The sequence below is a fragment of the Brevibacterium sp. HMSC22B09 genome (assembly GCF_001806795.1).
GTDB lineage: Bacteria > Actinomycetota > Actinomycetes > Actinomycetales > Brevibacteriaceae > Brevibacterium > Brevibacterium ravenspurgense.
Genome location: NZ_KV786013.1, coordinates 92044 through 116166, shown reverse-complemented (window position 1 = coordinate 116166; position 24123 = coordinate 92044). Strand labels below are relative to the sequence as shown.

General features: G+C 62.6%; 18 protein-coding genes. 3 read left to right on the top strand and 15 right to left on the bottom strand.

Annotated features, from left to right (window positions below; genetic code table 11):
- Positions 1–424: 424 nt before the first annotated feature.
- Entirely contained in the window at positions 425–1384 is a 960-nt protein-coding gene (locus HMPREF3087_RS05620) for a CPBP family intramembrane glutamic endopeptidase (RefSeq protein WP_370919319.1), read from the bottom strand.
- On the bottom strand, positions 1317–5198 hold the full coding sequence (locus HMPREF3087_RS05615) for an efflux RND transporter permease subunit (RefSeq protein ID WP_070428390.1): 3882 nt from the start codon (positions 5196–5198) through the stop codon (positions 1317–1319). Before HMPREF3087_RS05615 ends, HMPREF3087_RS05620 begins: the two co-directional genes overlap by 68 nt.
- 117 nt (positions 5199–5315) lie before the next feature.
- Between HMPREF3087_RS05615 and HMPREF3087_RS05610 the strand changes: the two genes are divergently transcribed.
- Positions 5316–6605, top strand: a complete 1290-nt coding sequence (locus tag HMPREF3087_RS05610) for an Nramp family divalent metal transporter (protein WP_070428389.1) — start codon at positions 5316–5318, stop codon at positions 6603–6605.
- A 78-nt stretch (positions 6606–6683) separates the two neighbouring features.
- Positions 6684–7325 (top strand): metal-dependent transcriptional regulator, encoded by a 642-nt coding sequence (locus HMPREF3087_RS05605; protein WP_070428388.1) that lies wholly within the window; start codon positions 6684–6686, stop codon positions 7323–7325.
- Positions 7326–7338: 13 nt separating this feature from the next.
- Here HMPREF3087_RS05605 and HMPREF3087_RS05600 read toward each other — a convergent pair whose 3' ends face one another.
- The 9 genes from HMPREF3087_RS05600 to HMPREF3087_RS05560 form a co-directional block, all read right to left on the bottom strand.
- Positions 7339–8622, bottom strand: coding sequence for an MFS transporter (locus HMPREF3087_RS05600; protein WP_070428387.1), 1284 nt, complete (start codon positions 8620–8622; stop codon positions 7339–7341).
- 35 nt (positions 8623–8657) lie between these two features.
- Positions 8658–9296 (bottom strand): nitroreductase family protein, encoded by a 639-nt coding sequence (locus HMPREF3087_RS05595; protein WP_256173050.1) that lies wholly within the window; start codon positions 9294–9296, stop codon positions 8658–8660.
- Positions 9297–9319: 23 nt separating this feature from the next.
- Positions 9320–9841, bottom strand: coding sequence for a peptide-methionine (S)-S-oxide reductase MsrA (gene msrA / locus HMPREF3087_RS05590; RefSeq protein ID WP_070428425.1), 522 nt, complete (start codon positions 9839–9841; stop codon positions 9320–9322).
- A 54-nt stretch (positions 9842–9895) separates the two neighbouring features.
- On the bottom strand, positions 9896–10924 hold the full coding sequence (locus HMPREF3087_RS05585; RefSeq protein ID WP_070428386.1) for a hypothetical protein: 1029 nt from the start codon (positions 10922–10924) through the stop codon (positions 9896–9898).
- Positions 10921–11577 carry a peptide deformylase gene (locus HMPREF3087_RS05580; RefSeq protein WP_070428385.1) on the bottom strand — a complete coding sequence of 219 codons (657 nt, stop codon included), beginning with the start codon at positions 11575–11577 and terminating at the stop codon, positions 10921–10923. The genes HMPREF3087_RS05585 and HMPREF3087_RS05580 overlap by 4 nt, the downstream gene beginning before the upstream one ends.
- A 61-nt stretch (positions 11578–11638) precedes the next feature.
- Positions 11639–12454 carry an HpcH/HpaI aldolase/citrate lyase family protein gene (locus tag HMPREF3087_RS05575; RefSeq protein WP_070428384.1) on the bottom strand — a complete coding sequence of 272 codons (816 nt, stop codon included), beginning with the start codon at positions 12452–12454 and terminating at the stop codon, positions 11639–11641.
- A 24-nt stretch (positions 12455–12478) separates the two neighbouring features.
- Positions 12479–12994, bottom strand: a complete 516-nt coding sequence (locus tag HMPREF3087_RS05570; RefSeq protein ID WP_061940843.1) for a MaoC family dehydratase — start codon at positions 12992–12994, stop codon at positions 12479–12481.
- Between the two features lie 60 nt (positions 12995–13054).
- Positions 13055–14521 (bottom strand): cardiolipin synthase, encoded by a 1467-nt coding sequence (gene cls / locus HMPREF3087_RS05565; RefSeq protein WP_070428383.1) that lies wholly within the window; start codon positions 14519–14521, stop codon positions 13055–13057.
- 86 nt (positions 14522–14607) lie between these two features.
- Positions 14608–16293, bottom strand: coding sequence for an L-lactate permease (locus tag HMPREF3087_RS05560; protein ID WP_070428382.1), 1686 nt, complete (start codon positions 16291–16293; stop codon positions 14608–14610).
- A gap of 144 nt (positions 16294–16437) precedes the next feature.
- Here HMPREF3087_RS05560 and HMPREF3087_RS05555 point away from each other — a divergent pair, with 144 nt between their 5' ends.
- Complete coding sequence (locus HMPREF3087_RS05555) at positions 16438–18060, top strand: exonuclease domain-containing protein (protein WP_070428381.1); 1623 nt, start codon at positions 16438–16440, stop codon at positions 18058–18060.
- 140 nt (positions 18061–18200) lie between these two features.
- Here the strand turns inward: HMPREF3087_RS05555 and HMPREF3087_RS05550 are convergent, their stop codons facing one another.
- The 4 genes from HMPREF3087_RS05550 to HMPREF3087_RS05535 all read right to left on the bottom strand — a co-directional run bounded on the left by HMPREF3087_RS05550 (position 18201) and on the right by HMPREF3087_RS05535 (position 24108).
- Positions 18201–19376 carry an acyl-CoA dehydrogenase family protein gene (locus HMPREF3087_RS05550; RefSeq protein WP_070428380.1) on the bottom strand — a complete coding sequence of 392 codons (1176 nt, stop codon included), beginning with the start codon at positions 19374–19376 and terminating at the stop codon, positions 18201–18203.
- A gap of 55 nt (positions 19377–19431) precedes the next feature.
- Entirely contained in the window at positions 19432–21012 is a 1581-nt protein-coding gene (locus HMPREF3087_RS05545; RefSeq protein ID WP_070428379.1) for an AbgT family transporter, read from the bottom strand.
- A gap of 130 nt (positions 21013–21142) precedes the next feature.
- Complete coding sequence (locus HMPREF3087_RS05540) at positions 21143–22468, bottom strand: beta-ketoacyl-[acyl-carrier-protein] synthase family protein (RefSeq protein WP_070428378.1); 1326 nt, start codon at positions 22466–22468, stop codon at positions 21143–21145.
- On the bottom strand, positions 22465–24108 hold the full coding sequence (locus tag HMPREF3087_RS05535) for a class I adenylate-forming enzyme family protein (protein WP_070428377.1): 1644 nt from the start codon (positions 24106–24108) through the stop codon (positions 22465–22467). Before HMPREF3087_RS05535 ends, HMPREF3087_RS05540 begins: the two co-directional genes overlap by 4 nt.
- Between the last annotated feature and the right edge of the window lie 15 nt (positions 24109–24123).

Here is a 24123-nt window from a genome sequence, read left to right as displayed (position 1 = left end):
ATTAACGCGTGAAACTGCATTAGCGCGCAAATTTGGCCCAGCCGCCGCGACGGGCTACCCCGTCCTGAAAGGGCTTTACCAGCCGAACGCAGTCACCGTGACAACGCAGGCCGCCGTTCGAACCCAGTTTCACGCTTTAATGCAACTTTGCGCGTAAATGCGCCACATTAACGCGTGAAACTGCATTACCGCGCAAGTCTGGCCCAGCCGCCGAAGCGGGCCACCCCGTCCTGAAAGGGCTTTACCCATCCAAACGCAATTCACCGTGACCACGCGCGCCGCCGTTCGAACCCAGTTTCACGCTTTAATGCAACTTCACGCGTAAATGCGCCGCATTAACGCGTGAAACTGCATTAGCGCGCAAGTCTGGCCCAGCGCCCGAGCGGATTCGCCCACGCAAGTTTGGCCCAGCCGCCGAGCGCACTCAGCCGCGCAGGATGCCCGGCACCAAAAAGCCGACCGCGTCCAGCAGGAAGTGCGCACCGACGAACGGCATCACCCTCCGCCGGCGCATGTACAGCCAGCCGAAGATCAGCCCCATGAGCACATTGCCCACAAAGGGGCCGAACCCCTGATACAGGTGGTAGCTTCCGCGGAAAACCGCCAGCCCCACGATGATCGCCCACGGCGACCAGCGCAGCTTTTCCAGCCGATCCCAGAAGAAGCCCAGCAGCAGCACTTCTTCCAGCACGCCGTTCTTCACCGCCTGCAGCAGCAGAACCGGCACGGTCCACCACGCGGCGTTTAAGTTGTTCGTCGAGATCTGCGCTGTCACACCGAGCGCTCGCCCAGCGGCATAAACAACGAGCGTTCCCGCTCCGATCAGCACAAACAGCCCGACGGCACGCCAGGCATCACCCCAAGCGGCACGCCGAGCACCATCGCGCAAAACACCATCAGACGCAGTGCCGCCACCACGAGCATCGCACCCCGCATCCGGGCCGGCACCGCACCCCGCATCCGGGCCGGCACCGCCACGACCGGAACCACCACGACCAACACCGCGCCCCAGTCCCAGCCGCTCGAGCACGGAACCCTGCCCGTCAAGCCACATGAGGTACAGCGCGAGCGCCACCGGCACGAGCGTGAACCCAATGCCCAGCAGCTGGTACACCAGGTCAAAAACTTCCCGCGTCGACTGGCTGTGGTTGAGCCCCGCAGTGCTGTCTTTCAGCGGTGCGCGCGTGAGCATGTCCGCCAGCCGCACGACGGCGTACACCGCCGACTGCCCCAGCGAAACTCCCGCGACCAGCAGCACTTCCGCCCGCCACCGGGTGGGGCTTCCCAGCCTCCCCGCGGACGAGGTGCCGCTCACCTCACTGCCGATCGCCGCCTCCGTTTTCTGGCTTGGCTGCCGGCATGGGCTGGGTCGGACGGTCATCATTCGCTGCCCCAGAAGCTCCTGTCTGTCCAGCCGCAGCACCCACCGGCTGCCGACCGTCGGCACCCGCCTGAGCCTCAGCCTCACCCGTAGCCTCCGCCTCGGCCTTGTCAATGACGGCGGCGCGCGCACCGTCCTTGACGGCCCGCTTCTCAGCGCGACGCTCCTTGAAGCCCTCAAGCAGTTCGTACAGCACCGGCACCAGGATGAGGGTCAGCAGCGTCGAGGACACGAGACCGCCGATGACGGCCAGAGCCAGCGGTTTGGATACAAACACGCCGCCACCGGTGAGTCCCATGGCCATGGGCGTTAGCGCGAAGATCGTCGCCAGTGCGGTCATGATGATCGGGCGGTAGCGCAGGCGCGCCCCGTGGAACACAGCGGTTTTGAGGTCCGCCCCGTGTGCGCGGAAGCGGTTGATCAGGTCGATGAGCACAATCGCGTTCGTCACCACAATGCCGATCAGCATGAGCATGCCGATCATGGCCGTCAGCCCCATGGGCGTGTTCGTGATGAGCAGCGCGAGGATCGAACCTGTCGCGGCAAACGGAATGGACACCAGCAGAATGAACGGCTGCAGCAGCGAACGGAATGTGGCCACCAGGATGATGAACACGATGAGGATCGCCGCGAGCATCGCCAGGCCCAGCTGCTTGAAGGCGTCTTCCTGTTCGGCGGACACGCCCCCGGTGTCCTGGCTGACGCCCGGCTCCAACTGCGTGTCGTCGACGGCCTTCTGCACCGCGGCGGACACCGCTCCGAGGTCATCGCCGTCGGGAGTAGCGGAGACCGTCACCGAGCGCAGGCCGTCGGAGTGGCTGATGACCGGGGCGGTCTTCTCCTGCGTGATGTTGGCGATCTCGCTGAGTTTGATCGTCTTCTCCTGCGGCTGCGGAGACTCCGGAACCTCCGGCACCTGCGGCATTTCGGGCATCTGAGGCTGCTGCGGCATCTGACCGTCAGGCATCTGCGGCATCTGCCCGTCAGGCATCTGCCCGCCGTCACCGGGCGCCTGCGGCTGCTGGCCGCCTTCCTGCCCAGGTTCACGAGGTGCCTGTTGCTGACCGTCTTCCCCTCCCTCATTGTCAGGGTTGGGCTGCTGCGGCTGGTCGGTTGAACCGGGGTTCGACCCCAGGCCGGGCGCATCGGACGGCTTCGAGGCTGGCTGGGCTACTCGCCCACCGCCCATCGGGCCACCAGCGCCACCAGCACCCCCGGCACCCCCGGCGCCTCCTGCGCCACCAGCACCGGCACCTCCCGTGACGGGCGATCCGTCGGGCATGACCATAACGGTGAGCTTGATGTCTTCGAGATCGCTGATGGTCTCAGCGTCGCCGTCGAACAGGTACACGCTGTTGGTGACGTCGTCGAGAACCACCTGGCCGATGATCTGCCCGTTGATTGCACGGGTGACGATCTGGCCCAGCTGCGCTTCCGACAGACCGTATTCGGCTGCCTTTTTGCGCTTCACATCCACGTGGATGACATCGCCGACAGCGCGCAGGCTGTTGTCGACCTTCTTCACACCGTCGGTCTTCTCAAGCTTCTTCGTGAGCTTTTCGGCGGACTTCTTCAGCGCTTCTGTGTCGTTTGCCGTCAGCGTGATGTCGATTGTCGATCCACCCGGACCGGAGTTGTCCATGACTTCGAAGCTGCCGGACTTGTCCGGGTCCATATCCTTGAACTTCTCAGTCAGGCGCTGCGAGACCTCGTCAGCGCTGGCCCCTTCGGACAGGTTGATGAGGTAGGTGCCATTGAGTCGGCCGGAACCGGAAGCCCCGCCCATGTCGAACTCGCTCGAACCGACCGTGAAGCTCAGATCCTCTACACCTTCCGTGGCGAGGATGTCCTTTTCGACCGGTTCGGCGAGCTTCCCGGCCTCCTCCAGGCCGACACCCGCGGGGAACTGCTGGCGGGCGTTAAGGGTGTCCGAGCCCATGTCGCCCAGGAAGTCCGTTTTGAGAAGCGGCACGAGGCCCAGTGTGAGGATCAGCACCAGGACGCTGGCGACCAGCGTGATCACGGGGTGGCGCACCGTCCAGCCGATGACCGGCGTGTAGGTCTTCTGCAGCCGGGTGACCGGCGAACGCAGCCCCTCGAGCTCGTCAATCTCGCTTTCGGCATCAGGTGAAACAGCATCAGCCGACTCCACCTCGGCAACCGGAGCCGCGGACGAGGTGGAGGTCACCTGGGCAGCCGGCGCCACCTCGGCGGTCTCAGCCGCCACAGCTCTTTTCTTGCCAGCACGGCGGCGCTCCTTGCGCTCAGCTTTCAGGCCGCGCAGGCCCTCCTTGCGGCGGGCAGCGATTTCCTTCTTCTGGGCGCGGTTAAGGCGCACTTTGGATTCACGCGCATGCAGGAACCAGAACGCCAGAACCGGCACGATCGTCAGCGCCACCAGCAGCGATGCCAGCAGGGCAATCGAGGTGGTCAGAGCGAAGGGACGGAACAGCTCACCCGTCTGGCCGGATACAAAGACCAGCGGAAGGAACACCGCAACCGTCGTCAGTGTGGAAGCGGTGATGGCCCCGGCGACTTCGCCCACGGCGGCGAGGATGTTGCTGAACTTTGTGCCGCCCATCGTGTGGCGCCGGCGGATGGCCTCAATCACGACGATCGAGTCATCGACAACGCGGCCAATCGAAATGGTCAGCGCTGACAGCGTGAGCATGTTGAGCGAATAGCCCGTCTGCCACAGACCGATCATTGTCAGCAGCAGCGACAGCGGAATCGAGATCGCCGTAATGAGGGTTGCCCGCACGCTCAGCAGGAACACGAGGATGACCAGCACCGCGAACACCAGACCGAGCACACCCTCGTGGACGAGGTCGTCAATCGACTGCTGAATGAACGGGGACTGGTCGAAAACAGTGGTGAATTCGGGGTTGCCGCGCACCTTGTCCTGCAGTTTCGGCAGGGCATCGTGAACGGCGTTCGCGACATCGACCGTGTTGGCATCGGGGGTCTTCGTCACCGCCAGGGTGAGCGACTCTTTCCCGTTGGTGCGCGAAATGCTTTCAACCGGCGCGGGCACCTGCTTGATTTCAGCAACCTCGGACAGTTTGAGAGGGCCGTCCTTGCCGGTGACCTGCAGATCGCGGATCTGGTCGAGCTTTGTGATGCGCAGGCCGACTTCGACGGGAGCGTCCCCGTTGTCGCCTTCGATTTCACCGGCCGAGGCGGCCACGCCGTTGGCCTGCAGGACGCCGGCGATTTCGTCGACGCTGACACCCTTGTCTTTGACCTTCTTCTTATCAACCGTGATGTTGACCTGTTTGATGTCAGCGCCGGACACGGCGGCCGCGCGCACACCGTCGATCTTCTTCAGTTCTGGGACAACGACCGAATTGAGGTCATCCGCCAGTTTTTCTTTGTCACCGTCAGATGCGGCTGAGATGACGACCACGGGGAACTCATCAAGAGCACCGCTGAACACGACGGGGTCGACCCCGTCGGGCAGCTGTTCTTTGACCTTGGCAATCGCGCCTTCGAGTTCGCGGACGATGTCATCTGACGAGGTCCCGTACGCGACTTCAGCTGTTACTTCGGACGAACCGGATGACGAGGTGGAGCTGACTGACTCGACTGATTCGGAACCGCTGATCGCGCTTTCGATGATGTCGGTGACTTCGCTCTCCACTGCTTCGGGAGAAGCACCCGGGTATTGGGCGGAGATGACAGCCTGCGGCAGCTCGAAGGCAGGGAAGAGCTCCCGCTTCAGTTGGGCTGTGGCGATGAATCCGAACATCACCGCAACGACGGTGATCAGTCCGATGAGGGCACGGTTCTTCAGGCTCAGGCGAGTCAGTGTTTTCACCCGGCCATCTTATTAGACCTGCTGGGCGAAGCCCTTGAGGTTAACTGCACGCTTGGGGTGGGGAAAACCTCCGCGACCCGATTTTGCCACCCACCGAAGTTAAGCTACCTTAATTTCATGGCAAACAGGGTCCTTTCCCGCGGCGGCGCACACGACGGCGGCGCACGCGGCGATACTCGCCACCAGCACGTTCACCGCAAGCGCCTGGTGTGGCTATTGGGTCCGGCCTTTGTTGCGGCAATCGCCTATGTAGACCCCGGAAATGTCGCCGCGAACCTCAGCGCGGGTGCCGAGTACGGCTACCTGCTGGTGTGGGTTCTCATTGCCGCCAATCTCACCGCCATGATCGTGCAGTACCTGTCGGCCAAGCTCGGCCTGGTCACTGGCGAAAGCCTGCCGAGCATACTGGGCGCGCGGCTGAGGAAACCTGCCCGACGAGCCTTCTGGCTGCAGGCGGAGCTCGTCGCCGCAGCAACCGACCTCGCCGAAGTCGTCGGCGGCGCAGTGGCCCTGTACATCCTGTTCGACATCCCCCTGGTATGGGGCGGAATGATCATCGGCGCGGTATCAATGCTCTTGCTGGCAACCGCCGACCGGGCCGGTCAGCGATGGTTCGAAGCACTGGTGACCGCCCTGCTGGTGATCATCACGATCGGCTTCACAGCCGGCCTGCTCATCAGCGACCTCGACCCCGCCGGCATGGCCCAGGGCATGATTCCCCGCTTCGAGGACACGCGCTCACTCATGCTGGCCGCTGCAATCCTGGGTGCGACCGTCATGCCGCACGCCATCTACCTGCACTCGGACCTCATCCGCGATCGCTTCGGCACCGGCATTCCCGAACGCACTGTTGCCCGATTGCTCAAGGCCAGCCGGTGGGACGTGTTCCTGTCGCTCATCCTGGCAGGCGGCGTCAACCTCGCCATGCTGCTCTTGGCGGCGGCCGCACTGCCCGGTGTGGAGGGCACGGAGACCATTGAGGGCGCGCACGCGGCCATCACAGAGGCCATGGGCCCGTTCATCGGCGTGCTCTTCGGCATCGGCCTGTTGGCTTCCGGCCTGGCTTCAACTTCAGTGGGCTCCTATGCGGGCGCTTCAATCATGAAGGGCCTGCTGCACATGCAGATCCCCCTGCTGTGGCGCAGGCTCACCACCCTCATCCCGGCACTTGTCATTCTGGCGCTCGGCATCGATCCGACGTTCGCGCTCGTCGTGTCGCAGGTGCTGCTCTCAATCGGCATTCCCGCGGCTCTCATTCCGCTGGTCATCTACACCGGCCGGCGCAGCATCATGGGTCGATTCGCCAACCCGCTGCCCCTGCAGGCTGCCGCGTGGGTGACAACAGCCCTCATTGTGGCGCTCAACGCGGTGCTCATTGTGCTGGTCTGCTTGGGCTACGACGTGTAAACACCCTTCGCCGCACCGCCGCTGTGACCGCAGCGGCAGCCCTTTCGGCAGATGCACGAATACGCATAGGGTGAAGGTGTGAGCACTGAACTGGAACATCTGTCACCGGTCACCCAGGACTTCCTCAAGGCCATCTGGAGCGCCGAGGAGTGGGGTGGTGGGCCCATCACGACGAAAGCCCTGGCCGAAAGGTTCGGCACGTCGTCTGCGAGTGTGACTGACACCGTCAAGCGCCTAGCCGCTGCTGACCTTGTCGCCTACACCCCGTACAAGCCGGTCCGACTGACTGATGTGGGCCGCCGTCACGCGGTGCAGATGGTCCGCAGGCACCGCCTGCTCGAAACCTACTTGGTCAGCATGCTCAATTATTCGTGGACGGAAGTCCATGACGAGGCGGAGCGACTGGAACACGCTGTTTCTGATCTGTTCGTGTCCCGCATCGATGCGCTCATGGGATTCCCCACGGCTGATCCGCACGGCGATCCGATTCCCGATGCCCACGGCCGCATTTACCACCCTGATCGCGCGGTTCTGCTGGGCGAGGCCACGGCAGAAGGGCTGCACAGGGTGGATCGCGTGGATGACAGCGAAAACGACATTCTTACGCAAGCCGCCAATCACGGATGTGTTCCCGGGGCGCACATTGTTCCCAGCGCGGTGCTGGAATACGCCCCAAATCTGGCCGAAGCGGTGTGGGTCTCCCCCGTCCAGGAGGGCTGAACCAGCTTCGGTTCTAAGCCTCGGCTTTCTTGCGGCCCGGCATGGTTTCCTCGGCGAAGAACCACTGAATACCGGCGAGCACAACAACTGCTCCCGCCGCGGCAAACGCGACCCCGTAGCCGTAGGCGTCAGCCAGCCAGCCGGAGACAATCGGCCCGAAAATAGCTCCGACGTCCATGCCCATCTGATAGCGCGACAGCACTTTGCCGCCGGCCCTGTCAGGCCCGATGATGTCGGCAATAACAGCCTGCTGCGGAGCATTGACGGTGCCCGCACCGATGCCGGCTATGACCGACAAGATCAGGAAGACGGGGAACGACTGCCACAGGCCAACCAGAATCGTGGAAACACCCAACACCAGCAGGCCCGCAATGATGAACGGCTTGCGGCCATACACATCGGCGGCCCGGCCCAGAGTGTTGACCGACAGAGCAGTGCCGGCGGCGAACAGGGCGAGCGCCCAACCGGCAGCGGCAACACCGGCCTGCAGGGCGTAGATCGCAAACAGCGGATAGATGGCGGTGCGCACACCCATAGCACCCCACCCGTTGGCCATCGCGCCGACAAGCGCGGCTCGATAGGACTTGAAGGCCCACGCTTCGCGGAAGCGCATGGGAGGCAGCCGGTCTGGGCGTTCCTTCGCGGTGACGGCTTCGGCAGCCTGCGGTGAAACGGGTCCGTCGGCGGCATCATCACTGCCGACCCCAGCGGGCTCGTGTGCGCCCTGCGAAACCGGGCCCTCCACCTCGTCATTCCGTCCGGTGGTCAGTTTGAGGTGCACCACCAAAGCAGCAATGACCAGACCGGTGCCGTAGATGAGGAACGGCACCCGCATGCCCAGGCCGGCCATGAGTCCGCCGACGACGGGGCCGGCGATATTGCCCACCAGGAACGCGGTCGCGTACATGCCGGTGGCGCGAGCCCGCGCGTTGTACGGGGCGATCCGCACAATGAGCGCCATGGCTGACACCGTGAACAGGGTCGAGCCGATGCCGCCGAGAGAGCGGAACAACAGCAGCTGCTCGTAGGACTGGGCAAACGCCACGGCAAAGGTCGAAGCGGCCACAATGAGCAGGCCCACAACGTAGATGGGCCTTTCCCCGAACGTGTTGACCAGGCGGCCGCCAGCGGGCGCGGTGAGCAGGCGGAAGAACGCAAAAGAGCTCACCACGATCGTCGTGGCGGTCACGCCCAGATCAAAGGAGTGGGCGAACTGCGGCAGCACCGGAGCGATGATGCCAAAGCCGATCGCCACGATGAACGCAGCGCTGATGAGCACCCAAATGTCCGCGGGCATCGCAACTTTCGGCCCGCGCCACTTAGCTCTCTTCTTCACAGGCGTGAAGACCACCCCTGTTTGGTGTCAAGGAAGACATCCGGGTCGAGCGGCGGCCTGCTGGACGTAGTCAGTCGCTCGTGGAATTCAGGTTCCACGTCGCCCACGTACAGCCAGCCCATCATGAGTTCGCTGTCCTTCAGACCGTGGAAGCGGCGGATGGGTTCGGCGTTGGCGTTCGAGCCAGTGCGCCACATAACGCCCCAGCCGGCCTGCCACAGGGCCAGTTCCAGCAGATGGGCGGCACCGGCGGCGGTGGCGTGCTGTTCCCACTGGGGAACCTTGGGGTGCTCAATGTGGTCGGCAATGACCGCGATGAGCAGTTCGGAGCGAAACGGCTTGGGGTTGATTTCCCCTGCGGGGCGGACGGTTCCGTCGGCTTCATCAAGTGCCTCTGCAAGGCCCACGCGGTCATCACCGCGCAGAGTCATGAGCCGCCACGGACGCAGCGCCTTGTGGTCGGCCACCGGTGTGACGGCGGCCAGCAGGTCGCGCAGCTGCGCATCGGTCGGCGTTTCGGGTCCGACCTTGGACACCGAGCGGCGATTCTTCATGGCGGTGAGGACCGGGTCGGTGAATTCGACGGGGTCGAGGCGGCGGGGTGTTGCCGCTGTTGGTTCTTCCGGGGTTGTCATAGGTTCCATTCGATCACGTGTTGTCAGTACATGTATTCGGCGTACCGGGCTCGTGCCTGCGCCAGCTTGGGGTCGATGACGAACATGCAGTAGCCGTTGCCCGGATTGCGCCCGTAGAAGTTCTGGTGGATGTCTTCGGCCACGTAGAACCGGCTCATGGGTTCCAGCGTCGTGACGATCGGCCTGAGGAAAAGCTCTTGCCAGTGTGCGATGGCGTCTTGGAAGCGCTGTTTCTGTTCCGCGTCTTCGTAGAACATGGCCGAACGGTACTGCGTGCCGACATCGTTGCCCTGCCGGTTGAGGCTCGTGGGGTCGTGCCCGGTGAAGAACATGCCGAGGATGACATCTTCCGGCACGACGGCCGGGTCAAACGTCACGCGCACGGCTTCTGCGTGCCCCGACATTCCCGACGCCACCTGTGCGTAGGTGGGATCGGGAATGTCACCGCCGATGTAGCCGGATTCGACGCGGCTGACTCCGCGGGTACGGCTGTAGACGGCTTCCAGGCACCAAAAGCATCCGGCGGCAAGCGTCAGCGTCTTCATATTCGACATAACCTCGCACGCTCCTGGGCTATTCCACCGGCGGCCCTGCGGGGTTTACTGTTCGACTTCGATCTGCGCGTCCTCAGCGACGCTTGCCCACTGTGCGACGGTCAGCAGGTCAGGTTCGTCCTCTGGGCTGTAATCGGCGTCAACGTCTTCGAGGTCGACGCCTTCTTCGTCCCAGTCGATGAAGAACATGATTTCCCGCAGCCGGCCTTCCTCGATCATCAGCTCGACCAGGTAGTCGGTTCCGTCCACGCTCACGCGGCCGCGTACGGGGTAGGTGTGCGAGCGCGGAACGATGGGGCCTGCTTCGTCACTGCCGTTGTCCACGCTGACGAAGTCCAGTTCGCGGTTCAGCAGGGCATCACCGGTGAGTGCGCCGTCCTCGACGCCCTCATCATCGTCAGCCCACACCGTGAACGAGGCGGTGCGCAGCTGCTTCTGAATCTGCTCGGCTGCCTGCGGCAGGGGCGAGATTGCCGGGTCGGCGATCCGCTGCAGAAGGTCAAGGATTTCCGGTGGCAAAGTCACGACGGTTGGTTCGCCGTCAGGCAGCGGGTAATCCGCGTCTTCGAGAGCATTCTCAACAAGGCGCGCTCCCCTGCTGAAAACGAAAGTTCCAAGACCTGTGACGAGTGCCGGTGAAGCAACACCCCAGCGGCGCAGCCGAGCATCGAGCCAGTCGTTGGCCTTCACGTTGACCGGCCACAGCACGGCAGAAGCCACGCCGATAACAGGGGCTGCCCATTTGAGGTACGTGTTGAGCTTGGCGATGCCGATTTCCTCAGCGGTCACGATTGCCTCGGAGTCGCCGACGGAAAGTGCCCACGCGTGGTCTTCGCGGATCTGCTGTACTTCCAAAGCAGACGCTGCCGTCAGAAGGCCACCGAAAACGACTGCACCAGCCAGGCCGCTGCTGCCCACGTGGCGCGGGCGCAGGCCGGCGGCCACGCTGTAGAGGACATCGGCTCCGAGTGTGCGCAGGCTGCCGTTTGGACCAAGGTTCAGCGAAATCGCATTGCCGCTTGTGGCAAGAGAGTCTGCCGCCCTGCGGCGCAGCGAAGATATGAATGAGCTCATGAGTTCTCCTGTGGTGTGTGGGGAGGGAGGCTGAAACCGAGCATCTGCGCTGCGGTTGTCGGATCTCCCTGGGTGAGGTCTCGGTTGTCGTCGGCTGTCAGTGAGCGGATGTCGGCGCGGTCCAGGTAGAGCGTGCCGTCCAGGTGGTCGAGTTCGTGTTGGATGATGCGGGCCGGCCAGCCGCGGAAATCGCGGCTGTTGGCGTTGCCGTCGGGGTCTTCTGAGCGCAGTCGCACGTGGGCAAACCGGGTTGTCGCGGCCTGGTAGCCGCGCACGGACAGGCAGCCTTCGAAGAAGGCGGCGCGTTCATTGCTCAGCGGCTGCCAGCTGGGGTTGATCAGCGGCATGAATGGAAGCGGCGTGCGCTCCCTTTCGCGGGCTTGGTCTTCAGGAAGCCGAACCCGGTCTTCTATGACCGCAATGCGCACTCCGATTCCGATCTGCGGTGCGGCAAGCCCTACGCCGGGGGCCGCGTGCATGGTTGCCCGCATGACTTCGAGCAGACCGAAAAGCTGTTCATCAGACAGCTGTCCGGAGTAGGCGGCAGCCGGGCGGCGCAGCACGGGGTCACCGGCTTGGACGATAGGGGCCACACCATTGTTGTCCTGTGCGGCGCGCAGAACAGCATCAACCTGCTCGACAATCGGGTTCATAAGCACAATTGTGCCCCATCCCTCTGACACAGGACGGGGCACAAAAGCTCAGGTGCGGACCTTAGGCGCGTGAGCGGATGCGGCGGGCCTGACGCAGCAGAGGTTCGTCGATCATCTGCCCTTCGTACTGGAAGACGCCGTGGGAGGTTTCGGCTTCTTTCAGCACGCCAAGGGCCCAGTGGATCTGCTCTGCGGTCGGCGCAAACGCCGTGCGCACCACCTCAATGTGACTGGGGTGGATGGACACCTTGCCGTCGAAGCCGGATTCCACGGCGTCTTCGGCTTCGGCTCGCAGACCTTCGAGGTTCGGGATGTCCGCCCAGATCGAATCGAGCGCGTACTTGCCGTTGGCCTTCGCGGCCAGCAGCATCTTGGCGCGTGCCACGCGGGCGAAGTCACGGTATGTGCCGTCGGCCTTGCGGGAGGATCCCCCGCCGAGGTCGGCAGTGAGGTCTTCGGCACCCCACATAAGGGTTGTCACGTTCGGCGATGCGGCGATCTCGCCGACATTGAGAACGCCCTTTGCGGTTTCGATCAGCGCAATCACCTTGAGCCCGGCAAGCTTTTCGGTGTCCTCAGCGCTTTCCACCTTGGGCAGCATGTAGCTGTAGCCGCCGGACAGTTCGCCGATGAACTTGCGGTCTTCGGCAAAGGACGGCGAGCCGACTGGGTTGACGCGGATGACAGTCCGCTCCGGGCTCAGAGCATCAGGGCCGTTCTGAAAGTTGACGAAGGCGCGGCGGGCGGCCGCTTTGTCATCAGGGGCCACTGCGTCTTCGAAGTCGACGATGACGATGTCGGAGCGCTCGGCGGCTTTCTTGTAGCGGTCCGGGCGGTCGCCGGGAACGAAAAGCCAGGCGGGTTTCATGGTCGGCATGGTTGTCTCCTCAGTATGGGCGGGTCACTCGGCGGCGTCACTGCCTGCCGTGTTGGCGTTCGGGTCGGAAGTGAACATGAGCGTCTGCCTTACGGCTCGGGCAACGACCGTGCCGTCTTGGTTGCGGCCGATGTGTTCGAGTGTGACGATGCCCTGTCCGGGCCTGGACTTGGAGTTCCGCTTGTCCAGGATCTTCGTTTCGGCGTACAGCGTGTCACCGTGGTACACGGGGTGGGGGAACGAAACTTCGGAGAATCCCAGGTTTCCGACGATGGTGCCCTGGGTCAGCTGAGAAACCGACAGGCCCACGAGGGTGGCGAGTGTGAACATGGAATTCACCAGGCGCTGGCCGAAGGGCTGCTGCTCTGACCACGCGGCGTCCAGATGGAGGGCCTGCGTGTTCATGGTCACGGCTGTGAACCACGTGTTGTCCGCTTCTGTCATGGTGCGACCGGGAGCGTGCTTGTACACTGCACCGACTTCCATTTCGTCAAGGTACAGCCCACGCTGCTGGATGACGGGCCCGTTTTCTTCACTCACGATTCTGTGCTCCTTTGCATGAGAACTGCCTTCAATCTATCGCGTCCGGTGCGACCGGCGTTACTGCAGTGCTGATGTCAGGCGGAACAGGGACTCCAGGTATCGGCGGAATAGGCCCCTCTCCCGCCATTCATCCAAGGTGAGTTCCGTGCACCTGGCCCGATACTCCTCGACGACATCAGAAATACCGGACACGAAATCGCCCTCAGCGCACATGAGGCTGATTTCGTAGTTGAGGCTGAAGGAGCGCATATCCATGTTGGATGATCCGAAGACGGCGTAGTCGTCGTCGATGATGAAGCACTTGGTGTGAAGAATCTGCGGTTTGGGCAGACGGTAGATGCGCACGCCGGCTTCCAGCAGGTTGTCGTAGTAGGACGACTGGGCGTACTCGACCATGAACTGGTCAGCTTTTTCGCTGACGAACAGTTCGACTTCGACCCCGCGGTGGGCGGCGGTGATGATGGCAGCTTTGATCGTTTCGTCCGGTACGAAGTAGGGGCTGACAATCGACAGCCGCTTTTCGGCGAGGTACATCAGCGATGTGAAGCAGCGCAGGTTCGGTTCGGTTTTGAAGCCCGGCCCCGATGGGACCAGTTGGACGACCGCATCTTTGCCTTCGAACTCCGGCACCGGCCGTCCGTCGAAGTCGTAGGGCCGGATGTCGATGACCTCTTCGCGTTCGGAGTACCAGTCGGTTGCGAATACAGCTTCGAGTTCGGCGACGACCTCGCCGGACATTTTGACCCACAGGTCGTTCCAGTGGCGGCCCGCCTCGCGGTTCTTCTGGGATCCGTAGGCGGATTCGATGAGGTTCTGGGAGCCCATGAAGCCCACCCGCCCGTCGATCACGACGAGTTTGCGGTGGTTGCGCAGGTCGATGCGGCGCATTTTGCCCTGCAGCGGCAGGAAGGGAAGCATGAGCTCCCAGTCAATGCCCACACTGTCGAACCATTTCTGCATGTCACGGAAGCCGTCGTATTTGCGTGATCCGATGTGGTCCAGCAGAACGCGGACGTTGACACCGCGCTGCGCAGCTCGGCCGAGGGCCTGGAAGAACGGCTCGGTGTAGGCGTCGCGCGACATGATGTAGATCTCGACGTGCACATAGGATTCAGCAGCGTCGATGGCATCTGCCATGTCATGAAACGCCTGGCGGTAGTCGGTGGACATGCTCAGTTTGCGGGCATCAACCATCGGCAAGCCGGTCAGGTGGCGGTTGAGCTGGACAATCTGTGCGAAGTCACTGGCGGGTTCGTAGCCTTCGGGCCAGTCGGGAACGTCTTTTGTTCCCTTCTCCAGGAGCTGGTTGACTTCAGCTTGGATGCGCTGTCGGCGGTCGTTGACGTAGGGACTGCCGAACATGATGAAAAGCGGCACGCCGATCAGCGGGATGAACAGGATGGCCATGAGCCACCCCATTGAGGCTCCCGGCCTGCGGTTTTCCGGCACTACGCCCACAGCGATGATTTTGATGGTGTAGGACACCACGAGCCAGATCACCCACATGACCGTCCAGAAGCTCATCGTCCCCGCCTTTCACACAAAATTTACAGTTCAAACACTAAGGGACGGCGCGGTGACCGCGCCGTCCCAGGTGTGTGCTGCAGCGATCAGCCGCCGATCGGAGCGAGGTCCAGACCCGCAAGCATCCAGCCGAGGATCGGGGTGGACTGCAGGCCGATGAGCAGGCACAGGAACAGGACCAGCACCACGGACCAGCCGATGACCTTGCGGAAGATGACCGACTCCTGGCCGGGCATGTTTGCGGCGGTGGCCGCAATTGCAAGGTTCTGGGGGCTGATGAGCTTGCCGACCACACCACCGGAGGTGTTTGCGGCAACCGTGAGTTCGGGGTGCACGTTGAGTTCGACGGCAGCGGTCTGCTGCAGCTTGGCAAACAGCGCGTTGGCCGAAGTATCCGAACCGGTGACGGCGGTTCCGATCCAGCCCAGCAGCGGGGACAGGAAAGCGTAGGCCGCACCCGTTCCGGCCAGCCACACGCCGATCGAGATGGTCTGTCCGGAGAAGTTCATGACGTAGGCCAGCGACAGCACCAGAACAATTGTGAGTCCTGCCCAGCGCATGCGGTAGAAGGTGTTGCCCAGTTCTTTGGCCGCGGCGCCCAGGGGTGAGGGGAACTTGCCGCCGGAGGTGCAGAAGCTGTAGACGATGGCGACGATGATGCCGGTGATCAGCAGCAGCGAACCAGGTGAGGACAGCCATGAGAAGTTGAACACGGTGGCGTCGCGGACTGCGCCGTTTTCGTCGACGAGAGCTTCGTGGATGACAGGCCAGGGAATCTTGACGTCGGTCGATGCGAGGAACGCGGTGACCGGCGGCACGAGCTTGGCGATGCCGAACACGACGATGAGCGCCAGGTAGGGGAACAGGGCGAAGAAAGTGCGTTCGCCGCTGATCTTTTCCGCCTTCGGCGGTTCTGCGACACCCAGGCGCTCACGCGCTTCGATTGAGCCCTTGGGTTCGCAGATCTTCATGAACAGGATGGTTCCGCCCAGACCGCCGAGTGCTGCGACGATGTCGGTCAGTTCGTAGCTGAAGTAGTTCGAGGACAGGAACTGGAAGACGGCAAAGGTGAAGCCGGTGACGAGGGCAATCGGCCACAGGTCTTTCAGGCCGCGGCGACCGTCGATGATGTACAGCAGAATGAGCGGGACGATGAGAGCCAGGATGGGTGATTGGCGGCCGATGATCGCACCGATGATGTTGGGGTCGATGTTGGTGAGTTTGCCCGCGGTGGTGATGGGCGTGCCGATGGCGCCGTAGGCGACGGGTGCGGTGTTGGCTACGAGGACCGCGGCGGCTGCGCGCAGCGGTTTGATGCCCAGTGCCATGACCATGGTCGCGGTGATCGCGACGGGTGCCCCGAAGCCGGCGAGCGCTTCAAGCAGACCGCCGAAGCAGAATGCAATGAGGAGGGCTTGGACGCGGATGTCGCCGTGGCCCACGCGGTCGAAGATGTTGCGCAGGTCTTCGAAGCGGCCGTTGATGACGGTCAGCTGGTAGAGCCAGATGGCGAAGATGACGATGAGGGCAATCGGCATAATGCCGAAAGCCGCACCCTGCAGTGCGGACATCAGTGCGTAGCCGACCGGCATTTTGAAGCCGGCGACGGCCACCACGATCGCGGTGATCAGAGCGATGAGACCCGAAACGTGGGCCGAGCGCTTGAGGACGACGAGCGCTGCGAAGAACACCAGAAGCGGGATGAGCCCCACGAGTGCTGATGCAGTAACTGAACCCGCGACGGCGTCAACGGCGGGTGTGTACTTCTCCATGTTGTCTTCTTAACTGTCAGGGTGCACGCCGTGTTGGCGTGGCACTGGCGGAATGTTGGGAAACACGCATCCGCGGTGCTGCGACCGTGAGTCGAATTGTCCCAAGCCTGCGGCAGTGTTTCTTCCGCAGAGTTCAAGCATATTGTGAAGCAACTCACGCCTGAACACCAGGTCAACATCAGGTGTGTCAGCGGCATCGAGACTCTGTTGTCAGAGCACTTCGGCAACCGCTCTTCGCAGGACCTCAATCAGCCACGCGTTGACGTGGCAATCGGCCTCCAGCCGGGATCCCAGCTCGTTGGCAAGACCTGGGCAGCTAATCTACTCAAAACAGTGAAAGGGCAGATGCACATGAACGGGCTCAACTTTGCGGTTCTCGATGTGGAGACCGCTAACCGCAGTCGGGCTTCGATTTGTCAGCTCGGTGTCACGATCGTTCGTAACGGACAAATCGAGCAAACGTATGAAACTTACGTCGTCCCGCCGACCGGCTTAGGGACTTTCGACCCTCGCAATGTATCGATCCACGGAATCGAACCTGAGCATGTTGCGGATGCTCCGACATGGGACTTCGTCGACACGGTAACGCGAAGGCTACTTCAAGGTCTTCCAGTTATTGCGCATAACGCGGATTTTGACCGGTCTGCCTACTACGAAGCCTGCACAGCTGTCGGGTTGGACCATCCCAGTTTCAATTGGCTCTGTTCGCTCCAATTGGTTCGCCAAGAACTTGGCTACGGCAATGCCAGCTTGGGTCATGCAGCAAAGGTATATGGGATTCCACTAGACAATGCACACACAGCAGGCGCCGACTCTCGCGCAACAGCTGCGGTCATACTTGCTATTGCCAAACAACGCAGGGCATCCACCCTTGAAAAGGTGTGGCAAGGCGTGCCACAACTGCGCGCATTCACCCCTGTTCGCGAATCGGAAACTGTGCGTCCGAGATTTACGTCTTCGAAGTATCAACGCGTCGCAGATCTTCCCGAGGCCAACAGTGGCGCACCACAAGACGGCCCGTTTTATGGAGAAACCGTCGTCATCAGTGGAGTTTTTGACGACGTGCCACGCGACACTGTCATCGACAGAATCGCCGAAGTCGGCGCATATCCTCGCCTGAACTTCACAAAGAAAACAACCGTGCTGATACGTGCCGAGCACACAGGGAATCCTGTCGAAGGCTTGGAGCTTGGAACCGGCAAAGAGAAGGCGGCAGCGAAGGCACTCGCGGAGGGACGCAGCATTCGCGTTCTCAACGGCGAGGATGCACTGCGGGAACTGGGTTTGAAGTCTAAGCCGCGGAAAACCCAAAGCACCAAACCAACGCTGCCGCATCGTCCCGCACCGCAGAATCGTGCAACAGCACGTCAAGGCAACCTGCAAAGCTCTTCCGGGCCGTCCCCTTTAGTTAACAGCGATCTGCGCTGGTGGAACGACCCAGCCAGAAACCTCGACGACTTTCCAAAAAAGTGGTGGGTAACCTTCGCATTTGATGGAAAGAAGTTTGAAACCTCGGCGAAGATGGTTCAAAGAACATATCCCAAAGCAGTGGCCATTCTGCTTCAGGTGACCCTCTGGTCAATTGTGCTCCTGGGTCTCATAGGTTTTCCTTTCGGCCTATTGATCTCAGTACCTGCAGGAGCCTTTGCAATATTCGCGCTTGTGATGAACAGGCGCGTTAAGACCGTCCGGCAGCTGTGGAACCAAACTCCGCGCCGAATCTCCGTCATTGCTATCAAACCTCAGCCCAACAAGCTCAGAAAATGAGCACGGCCTTCGTACCACAATTAACCAACGTGTTTCCGCGCGCTAAGGCCGTTATTCAGTCCACTACTGCGAATTAGACGGAACACAAAAACAGTGGGCGCTGTGCTTTCCGCACAGCGCCCACCGTCATTCACACCAGCTCAGTCATCCAGCCAAGCGTTGGCGAATACGGCTCGCGACACCTCGGGAGCTGGCGGATGGAAGATGCCCGCGGCAGCATCCCGGTACAGCCGCGATGCTTCGGCAGCATTCCCGAAGCCCGCACCTCCAGCACAGTGCAGAGCCGCCTCGGCGTTCGCCCTGGCAGCTTTCTGCGCCATGTACTTAGCCGAGACAAAGCGCTGCGCCCACGCCGGACCGTAGTCCACACACTCATCGAAATCACGCGTGTAGGAATCCAACTGGGCCGGCACTGCAGCGAACTCCAGAGCCGCATCGGCAACACGCACGCGGAACTCACCGATCTCCGTATACGGCGCTCCCCCGTTCTTAGCCGAACGGCGCTTGCGTAGAGCCTCCGAAGCGACCTCGAGAGCACGGCGAGCAAGACCCGCGTACACCGAAGCGATGAGCAGCTGGAAGTTCGCGGTGATGCCGAAAGTCAGCAGATCCGGGTTCGGACCATCCGGGATGTGGCGCACAACCCGGTCAGCCTCGAGAACAGCATCCTCCAGGATCGTGGCGCGCGAATGCGTAGCGCGCATACCCAGAACATCCCAGTCGTCCGAAGACTTAACGCCCTCCGTACCGCGGGTGAGGAAACCGTAGACCAGCTCCGGACCATCGGCGGCGGTTTCATCCTTGCCGTGCACAATCAGCCTGGTCCAGGCAGGCGTCATCGACGTGAAGATCTTCACGCCCGACAGACGGTAAGAACCATCCTCCTGCGGCACGGCCTTCGTGTTCGAGCCCTGCAGAACCCAGTCATTGCCCGGCTCAGAAACACCGAAGGCAAAAACCTCGCCGTCACGCGCTTCTTCCAGCGCGAACTGCAGCGACTTATCGCCGCGATTCCACATGGCCCGCATCATGCCGGTGCACACAAAGTGCATGTTCACGCCCAGCGCGGTTGCCGGGGCGGCAGTCGCCAGCCGCTGCTGCAGACGGGAAACCTCGTTCATGCCCAAACCCGGCCCGCCGAGTTCTTCAGGCACAAACAGCGTCAGATAGCCACGCTGTTCAAGTTCTTCCAGATCTTCAAAGAAGAACGCGTTATCACGGTCATACTGTGCGGCACGCTCCCGGAAGCGCTCCAAAAGCTCATCCGGCAGGTACTTCTCTTCGAGTTCAACAAGTCGCTGTTCGCGGTCAGTCATACATCCTCCTGTCGGATCAACGCCAGACCCGACTGCAGTTCATCCGTGTGGCTGGTCACGCCACTCCTCCCGTCCAGCCTAGTGCCGTAAGGCCCAACATGAGAGCAGCGGACATCACAAGGAAAACACCGATCTTCGGTGCGGCCCAGCGCACCCACGTCAGATACGGCACACCGGCGGTCACGCACGAACCGACCAGCCACGCCAGCACCGGCGACAGGATGTTCGTCAGACCATCACCCAGCTGGAAGGCCTGCAGCGCCAGCTGGTGGTGCATGCCCAGAGCTGTGGCAATCGGAGCAAGAAGCGGAATGAGAATCGCAGCCTTCGCCGCGGTCGACGGAATGATGAAGTTGATCGCCGCAAACAGCAGAACCATAAGCACTGCCGACCAGCCCAGGCTCACATCGCGCAGCGGCAGCGTGAGCGTGTAGACAATCGTGTCGAGAATCTTCGCTTCCGTCAGCAGGCCGGAAATCGAGCCTGCCATGCCGATGATGATGGCAATGAAGCCCATGCTGGAAATACCGCGGGCAATCGACTCCGCCAGCGGGTTCCACTCAAAGCCCGCCGCCTTGCCGATGATGATTGCCGACACCAGGTTGGTTGCAAACATCACTTCGATGACCTGCTTCGAATCCACCAGAAGCGAATAGCCCACAACCACACCGAACTGCGCAATGAACAGCGCCAGCACAAGCACCGAGCGCATCTGCAGCTTCGTGGGAGCCACCGTGTCAGCCTCGCCTGCAGCGTCCCCTGCAGCCTCTCCGTCAACACCAGCCTCAGCTGCCTCACCACCTTCGGCGCCCGTTGCAGCAAGAGCACCGTGCGGCCGCCAGCCGTGCTTCCACATGAGCGAACGCGTGGGGTCCTTCTGAATACGGCGCACGTACATCAGCACAAAGGCCAAGCCCGCCAGCATGAAGATGTTCATGATGAGCATGCGCATGCCGAAGCCGGAGTATGGCGGCAGGCCGATAAGCATCTGCGACACCGCCATGTGCGTGGGTCCCGTGCCGAACCCGATGAGCGCGGCGAATGTTGTCACCGCAACGGCCACGATCCCATCGAGGCCGAGTTTGCGGGCAAACAGAACGCCGATCGGCACGATCGCAATCAGCGCGTCATTGCCGGAGAACCCGCCGATGTAAACCATGAGGCAGAACAGTCCCGACACCAGCAGCGGCGTGCTCTTGTCCTGCAGTTTGTAGATGGTGGAATCGAGCAGATTCTCAAACGCCTTCGATTCCAAAACCACGGAAACGTTCGCCCCGACCGACAGCACGGCAAAGGCAACCGGGGCCATGTTGACCGCCCCGGTCAGCAGCATCATGAGTGCGCCTAGGGGGCTGACCGGCGACTGGTCTTCCAGGTAGCGGAAGTCGTCCGGGTTGATCGAGCCGTCGGGGTTCTTCTGATATTCCCCGGCGGGAATGAGATAGCCGGCGGCTGTGGCCGCGCCCAGAATGATGAACATGAGCCACAGCAGGTGCGGCATTTCCCAGCGCTTCTTCGGCTGGGTCTGGTCTGTTGTTTCGTCGTTTTGCGCACTGGCCTGAGCGGTTTGTGCGGCCTTCTTTTCGTCTTTTTCGGCCGGCGCTGTCTGCGCGGCCTTGTCGATTGTCGTCGACACGGTGAGCTCCTGAATGCAGAAATGGATGAGGGGGCAACACCCGCGGTGCATCGCTTCTCTGACGGCTGACCAGCCTGTCTGCAGGTTGGGTGGCGGGGAGCTCAGGCCACCACCCAGTGGGAGCCTGTGCTCAGACGGTTCTAATGAGAACTGAACCGTTGTGTCCGCCGAAGCCGAAGGAATTCGACAGCACCGCGCTCATACACGGACCAGCACGGTCGAGTGGCTTGCGGGCTGCGACGACGTCGAGCTTCGGGAAATCGGGCACGTCAAGGTTGACGGTTGGTGGGATCACGCCGTCACGCAGGGCGCACACGCTGATGATCGCCTCGAGCACTCCCCCGGCTCCCAGCAGGTGCCCGGTGGACGACTTCACTGCCGTCACGGGAATCTGGCTGACAGCATCACCGAACACGGCTTCCAGGGCGAGGGCTTCTGCAGCATCCCCCGCCGAGGTGGAGGTCCCGTGCGCGTTCACGTGCCCCAGGGGTGCCCCTGCGGGACCGCCCGTGGCGAAGTCCTCCGGGGTGAGACCAGCATCGGCCAGGGCAGCGCGCATAGCCGCGGCGGCGCCTCGTCCCTCAGGGTCGGGGGCGGTGGCGTGGTGAGCATCGGATGATGAGCCGAATCCGGCCAGCTCGGCCAGTGCCTGCCCACCGCGGCGCTGCAGAGCGGCATCGCTTTCCAGCACGATGGCAGCTGCGCCTGCGGACATGACAAAACCGGCCCGATCGCGGTCGAAGGGGCGCGAAGCCTCCTTCGGGCGGTCGTTGAAACCAGAGGCGAGCGCACGCATGTTCGCATTCGACGCGAGGTTGGCCGGGTTGATGCAGTCTTCAACGCCGATGACAATCGCGGCATCCGCATAGCCGTGGCGCAAAGCTCGCAGCGCCTCGCCCAGACCGACGGCCCCGGATGCGCAGGTGGCGGACACGGCGTGGGCGGGCCCGGTGATTCCGTACCGCTGGCTGATGAGTGCTGCCGGAGAATCCGGTGCGCCGTGCATGGACAGGGTCAGCGGCACGCCGCGCTGGCCGTCTTCGGCGTAGGCGAGCGCTGAGCGTTGCTGAGGTCGGATGGGCCCGGACCCGGTGGCTGTCACGATCATGACCCGGGCGGGATCCCACGGGAGGTCAGCTGACGAGGCGCCACTTGGGCTGGTCTGTATGTCTGCGGCTTCCTCGAGGGCCTGGTCGGCGGCTGCGATGGCCCACAGGTGGAAGTTTTCTAAGCGTCGGGCCAGGTGGCGGGGCACGTGGTGTTCGGCGTTGAAACCGCGAACCTGTCCGCCGATGCGCACGCTGAGGCCGTCGAATTCTTGGCCTTCGAGCACTCCGATTCCGCTGTGTCCGTGCTGCACGGCCTGCCAGGTGTCGGCAACCGTCAGACCGCTGGGCGTGACAGCGCCCGTTCCGGTAATCCAGACACGGTTGGGTTCAGAGTGGTGCGCGTTCACAGACGGACAACTCCTTTCCCACCGGTCTCAATGAGCCCCACTGTTTCAGTGGCTCGCACTTTACCGCCGACTGTGCGCGGCAGTGCCTCCACGGCGTAATACTTCGAAGGAACAAACTGTGGCGCCAAGTTTTTGCGCCCGTGTTCCCGCAGTGCGGATTTGCTCAGCTCTTCGGGCAACACCGGGACAGACTCATTCTGTTCCCGTGAGCCGCTCTGTTCCTGTGAGTCTGACCACACTCCGTCACCTGAATCAGCAGGCACCAGGTCACCGACTTCGACAACCAAAGCGACAGCGGTTCCGAGTGCAGCATCCGGCACGCCCACGGCAACAGCTTCGCGGTGCTGGCCGCCGACAGTGAGTCCCGCGTAAGCACGTGTGACTTCCGGCAGTGCAACCTTGTGTCCGCCGACGTTGATGATGTCGCCCTTGCGTCCCAGAAGCTGCAGTTGGCGTTTGCCGTCCACCACGGCAATCCGGCCCTGGTCTTCAACGGTGGCCCAGCCTCGTTCATCCAGCAGGTGAACATCGGCGGTGCCGGCAATGTAGTCATCGGAGCGCGACTCGGCAAGCACCCACAGTGTGCCGATTTCACCATCCGGCACGGGGACGCCCTCATCATCGCGGATTTCGACCTGGATGCCGTCGTAGATCTGGTTCCACGTGCTGTCCTCACCGCGGGCATCCCCGATGAAGCCGATTTCGGCTGCCCCGTAGTAGCTGATGAGCCGCACGTGCGGCAGCACTTCAGCTAGGTCCTTCCGCAGTTCGTTGGGCAGGTTAGCCCCGCCGACCACAATGAGTTCAAGCCCCGCAAAATCCTTAGGCCTGCGGGTGGCTTGGGCAATGATGCCGCGCAGCACCGCCGGCACTGTGACAATCCGCGTGATCTGCTGCTGCGCCACACGCTTGCCCAGACCGGGCAGGGAAAGCTCGTCAGCCAGGTGGACCTCTCCCCCGCTGGCCAAGCATTCAACCGCCGCGTACAGCGTCAGCGAATACGCAAACGCCCCGGGTGCAAGGGTCGCCACTCCCGGCAGCGGCTCCAAGTACCGCGAGGACACCGCGAAGTTTGCCCTGTACTGGCCGCGGGTTTTGAGAAACGCCTTCGGGCTGCTGGTCGTGCCGGACGAAAAAAGCATGAGGTACGGCTCGGCAGCATCCCGCACCTGCGGCGGTTCGGCAGGCTGCACTTGCGCCTCTATTTCCCTGAAACGGTGGACGGGCACAACAACCCCACCCCAGTCCGGGCCGAGAGCAGAGCGCAAGCGGGCCTCTGCCTGGTCATCATCGACGATCACCAGGCCGATGCCGACTTCGGCAATCACGTGCCGCTGGTGGTCCACCGGCCAGCGCGGGTCGATGGTTGCCGACACCGCACGGTAGCCGGCCAGGCCGGCCATAATGCGGGCGGCTTCAAATGCCGAGGTGGAACTCACCGCGATCACCGGCGCCCCCTGGGTTTCGGGGGTGGGTGTGGGCAGGTTCGGCGCCTGAGCCAGCAGGTGGCGCGCGGCGGCGATGACGCGGCGGCCGTCCTCGGCAAGTTCTCCGTAGCTCAGACGGGTGTGTTCGCCGACGATCGCCGGACGGTCGGGATGGTTGGCGGCGGTGGTGAGAATCGAATGGGTTATCGGCACAGTTTCAGCCTAGAC

Bases quoted from the DNA above. Each gene is read 5' to 3' on its own strand.
- cls (WP_070428383.1), bottom strand. From the start codon at position 14,521: ATGAGCTTCTGGACGGTCATGTGGGTGATCTGGCTCGTGGTGTCCTAC.
- msrA (WP_070428425.1), bottom strand. From the start codon at position 9,841: ATGAAGACGCTGACGCTTGCCGCCGGATGCTTTTGGTGCCTGGAAGCC.
- HMPREF3087_RS05595 (WP_256173050.1), bottom strand. From the start codon at position 9,296: ATGACAACCCCGGAAGAACCAACAGCGGCAACACCCCGCCGCCTCGAC.
- HMPREF3087_RS05575 (WP_070428384.1), bottom strand. From the start codon at position 12,454: ATGCCGACCATGAAACCCGCCTGGCTTTTCGTTCCCGGCGACCGCCCG.
- HMPREF3087_RS05580 (WP_070428385.1), bottom strand. From the start codon at position 11,577: ATGAACCCGATTGTCGAGCAGGTTGATGCTGTTCTGCGCGCCGCACAG.
- HMPREF3087_RS05620 (WP_370919319.1), bottom strand. From the start codon at position 1,384: ATGATGACCGTCCGACCCAGCCCATGCCGGCAGCCAAGCCAGAAAACG.
- HMPREF3087_RS05600 (WP_070428387.1), bottom strand. From the start codon at position 8,622: ATGCCCGCGGACATTTGGGTGCTCATCAGCGCTGCGTTCATCGTGGCG.
- HMPREF3087_RS05550 (WP_070428380.1), bottom strand. From the start codon at position 19,376: ATGACTGACCGCGAACAGCGACTTGTTGAACTCGAAGAGAAGTACCTG.
- HMPREF3087_RS05585 (WP_070428386.1), bottom strand. From the start codon at position 10,924: ATGAGCTCATTCATATCTTCGCTGCGCCGCAGGGCGGCAGACTCTCTT.
- HMPREF3087_RS05560 (WP_070428382.1), bottom strand. From the start codon at position 16,293: ATGGAGAAGTACACACCCGCCGTTGACGCCGTCGCGGGTTCAGTTACT.
- HMPREF3087_RS05610 (WP_070428389.1), top strand. From the start codon at position 5,316: ATGGCAAACAGGGTCCTTTCCCGCGGCGGCGCACACGACGGCGGCGCA.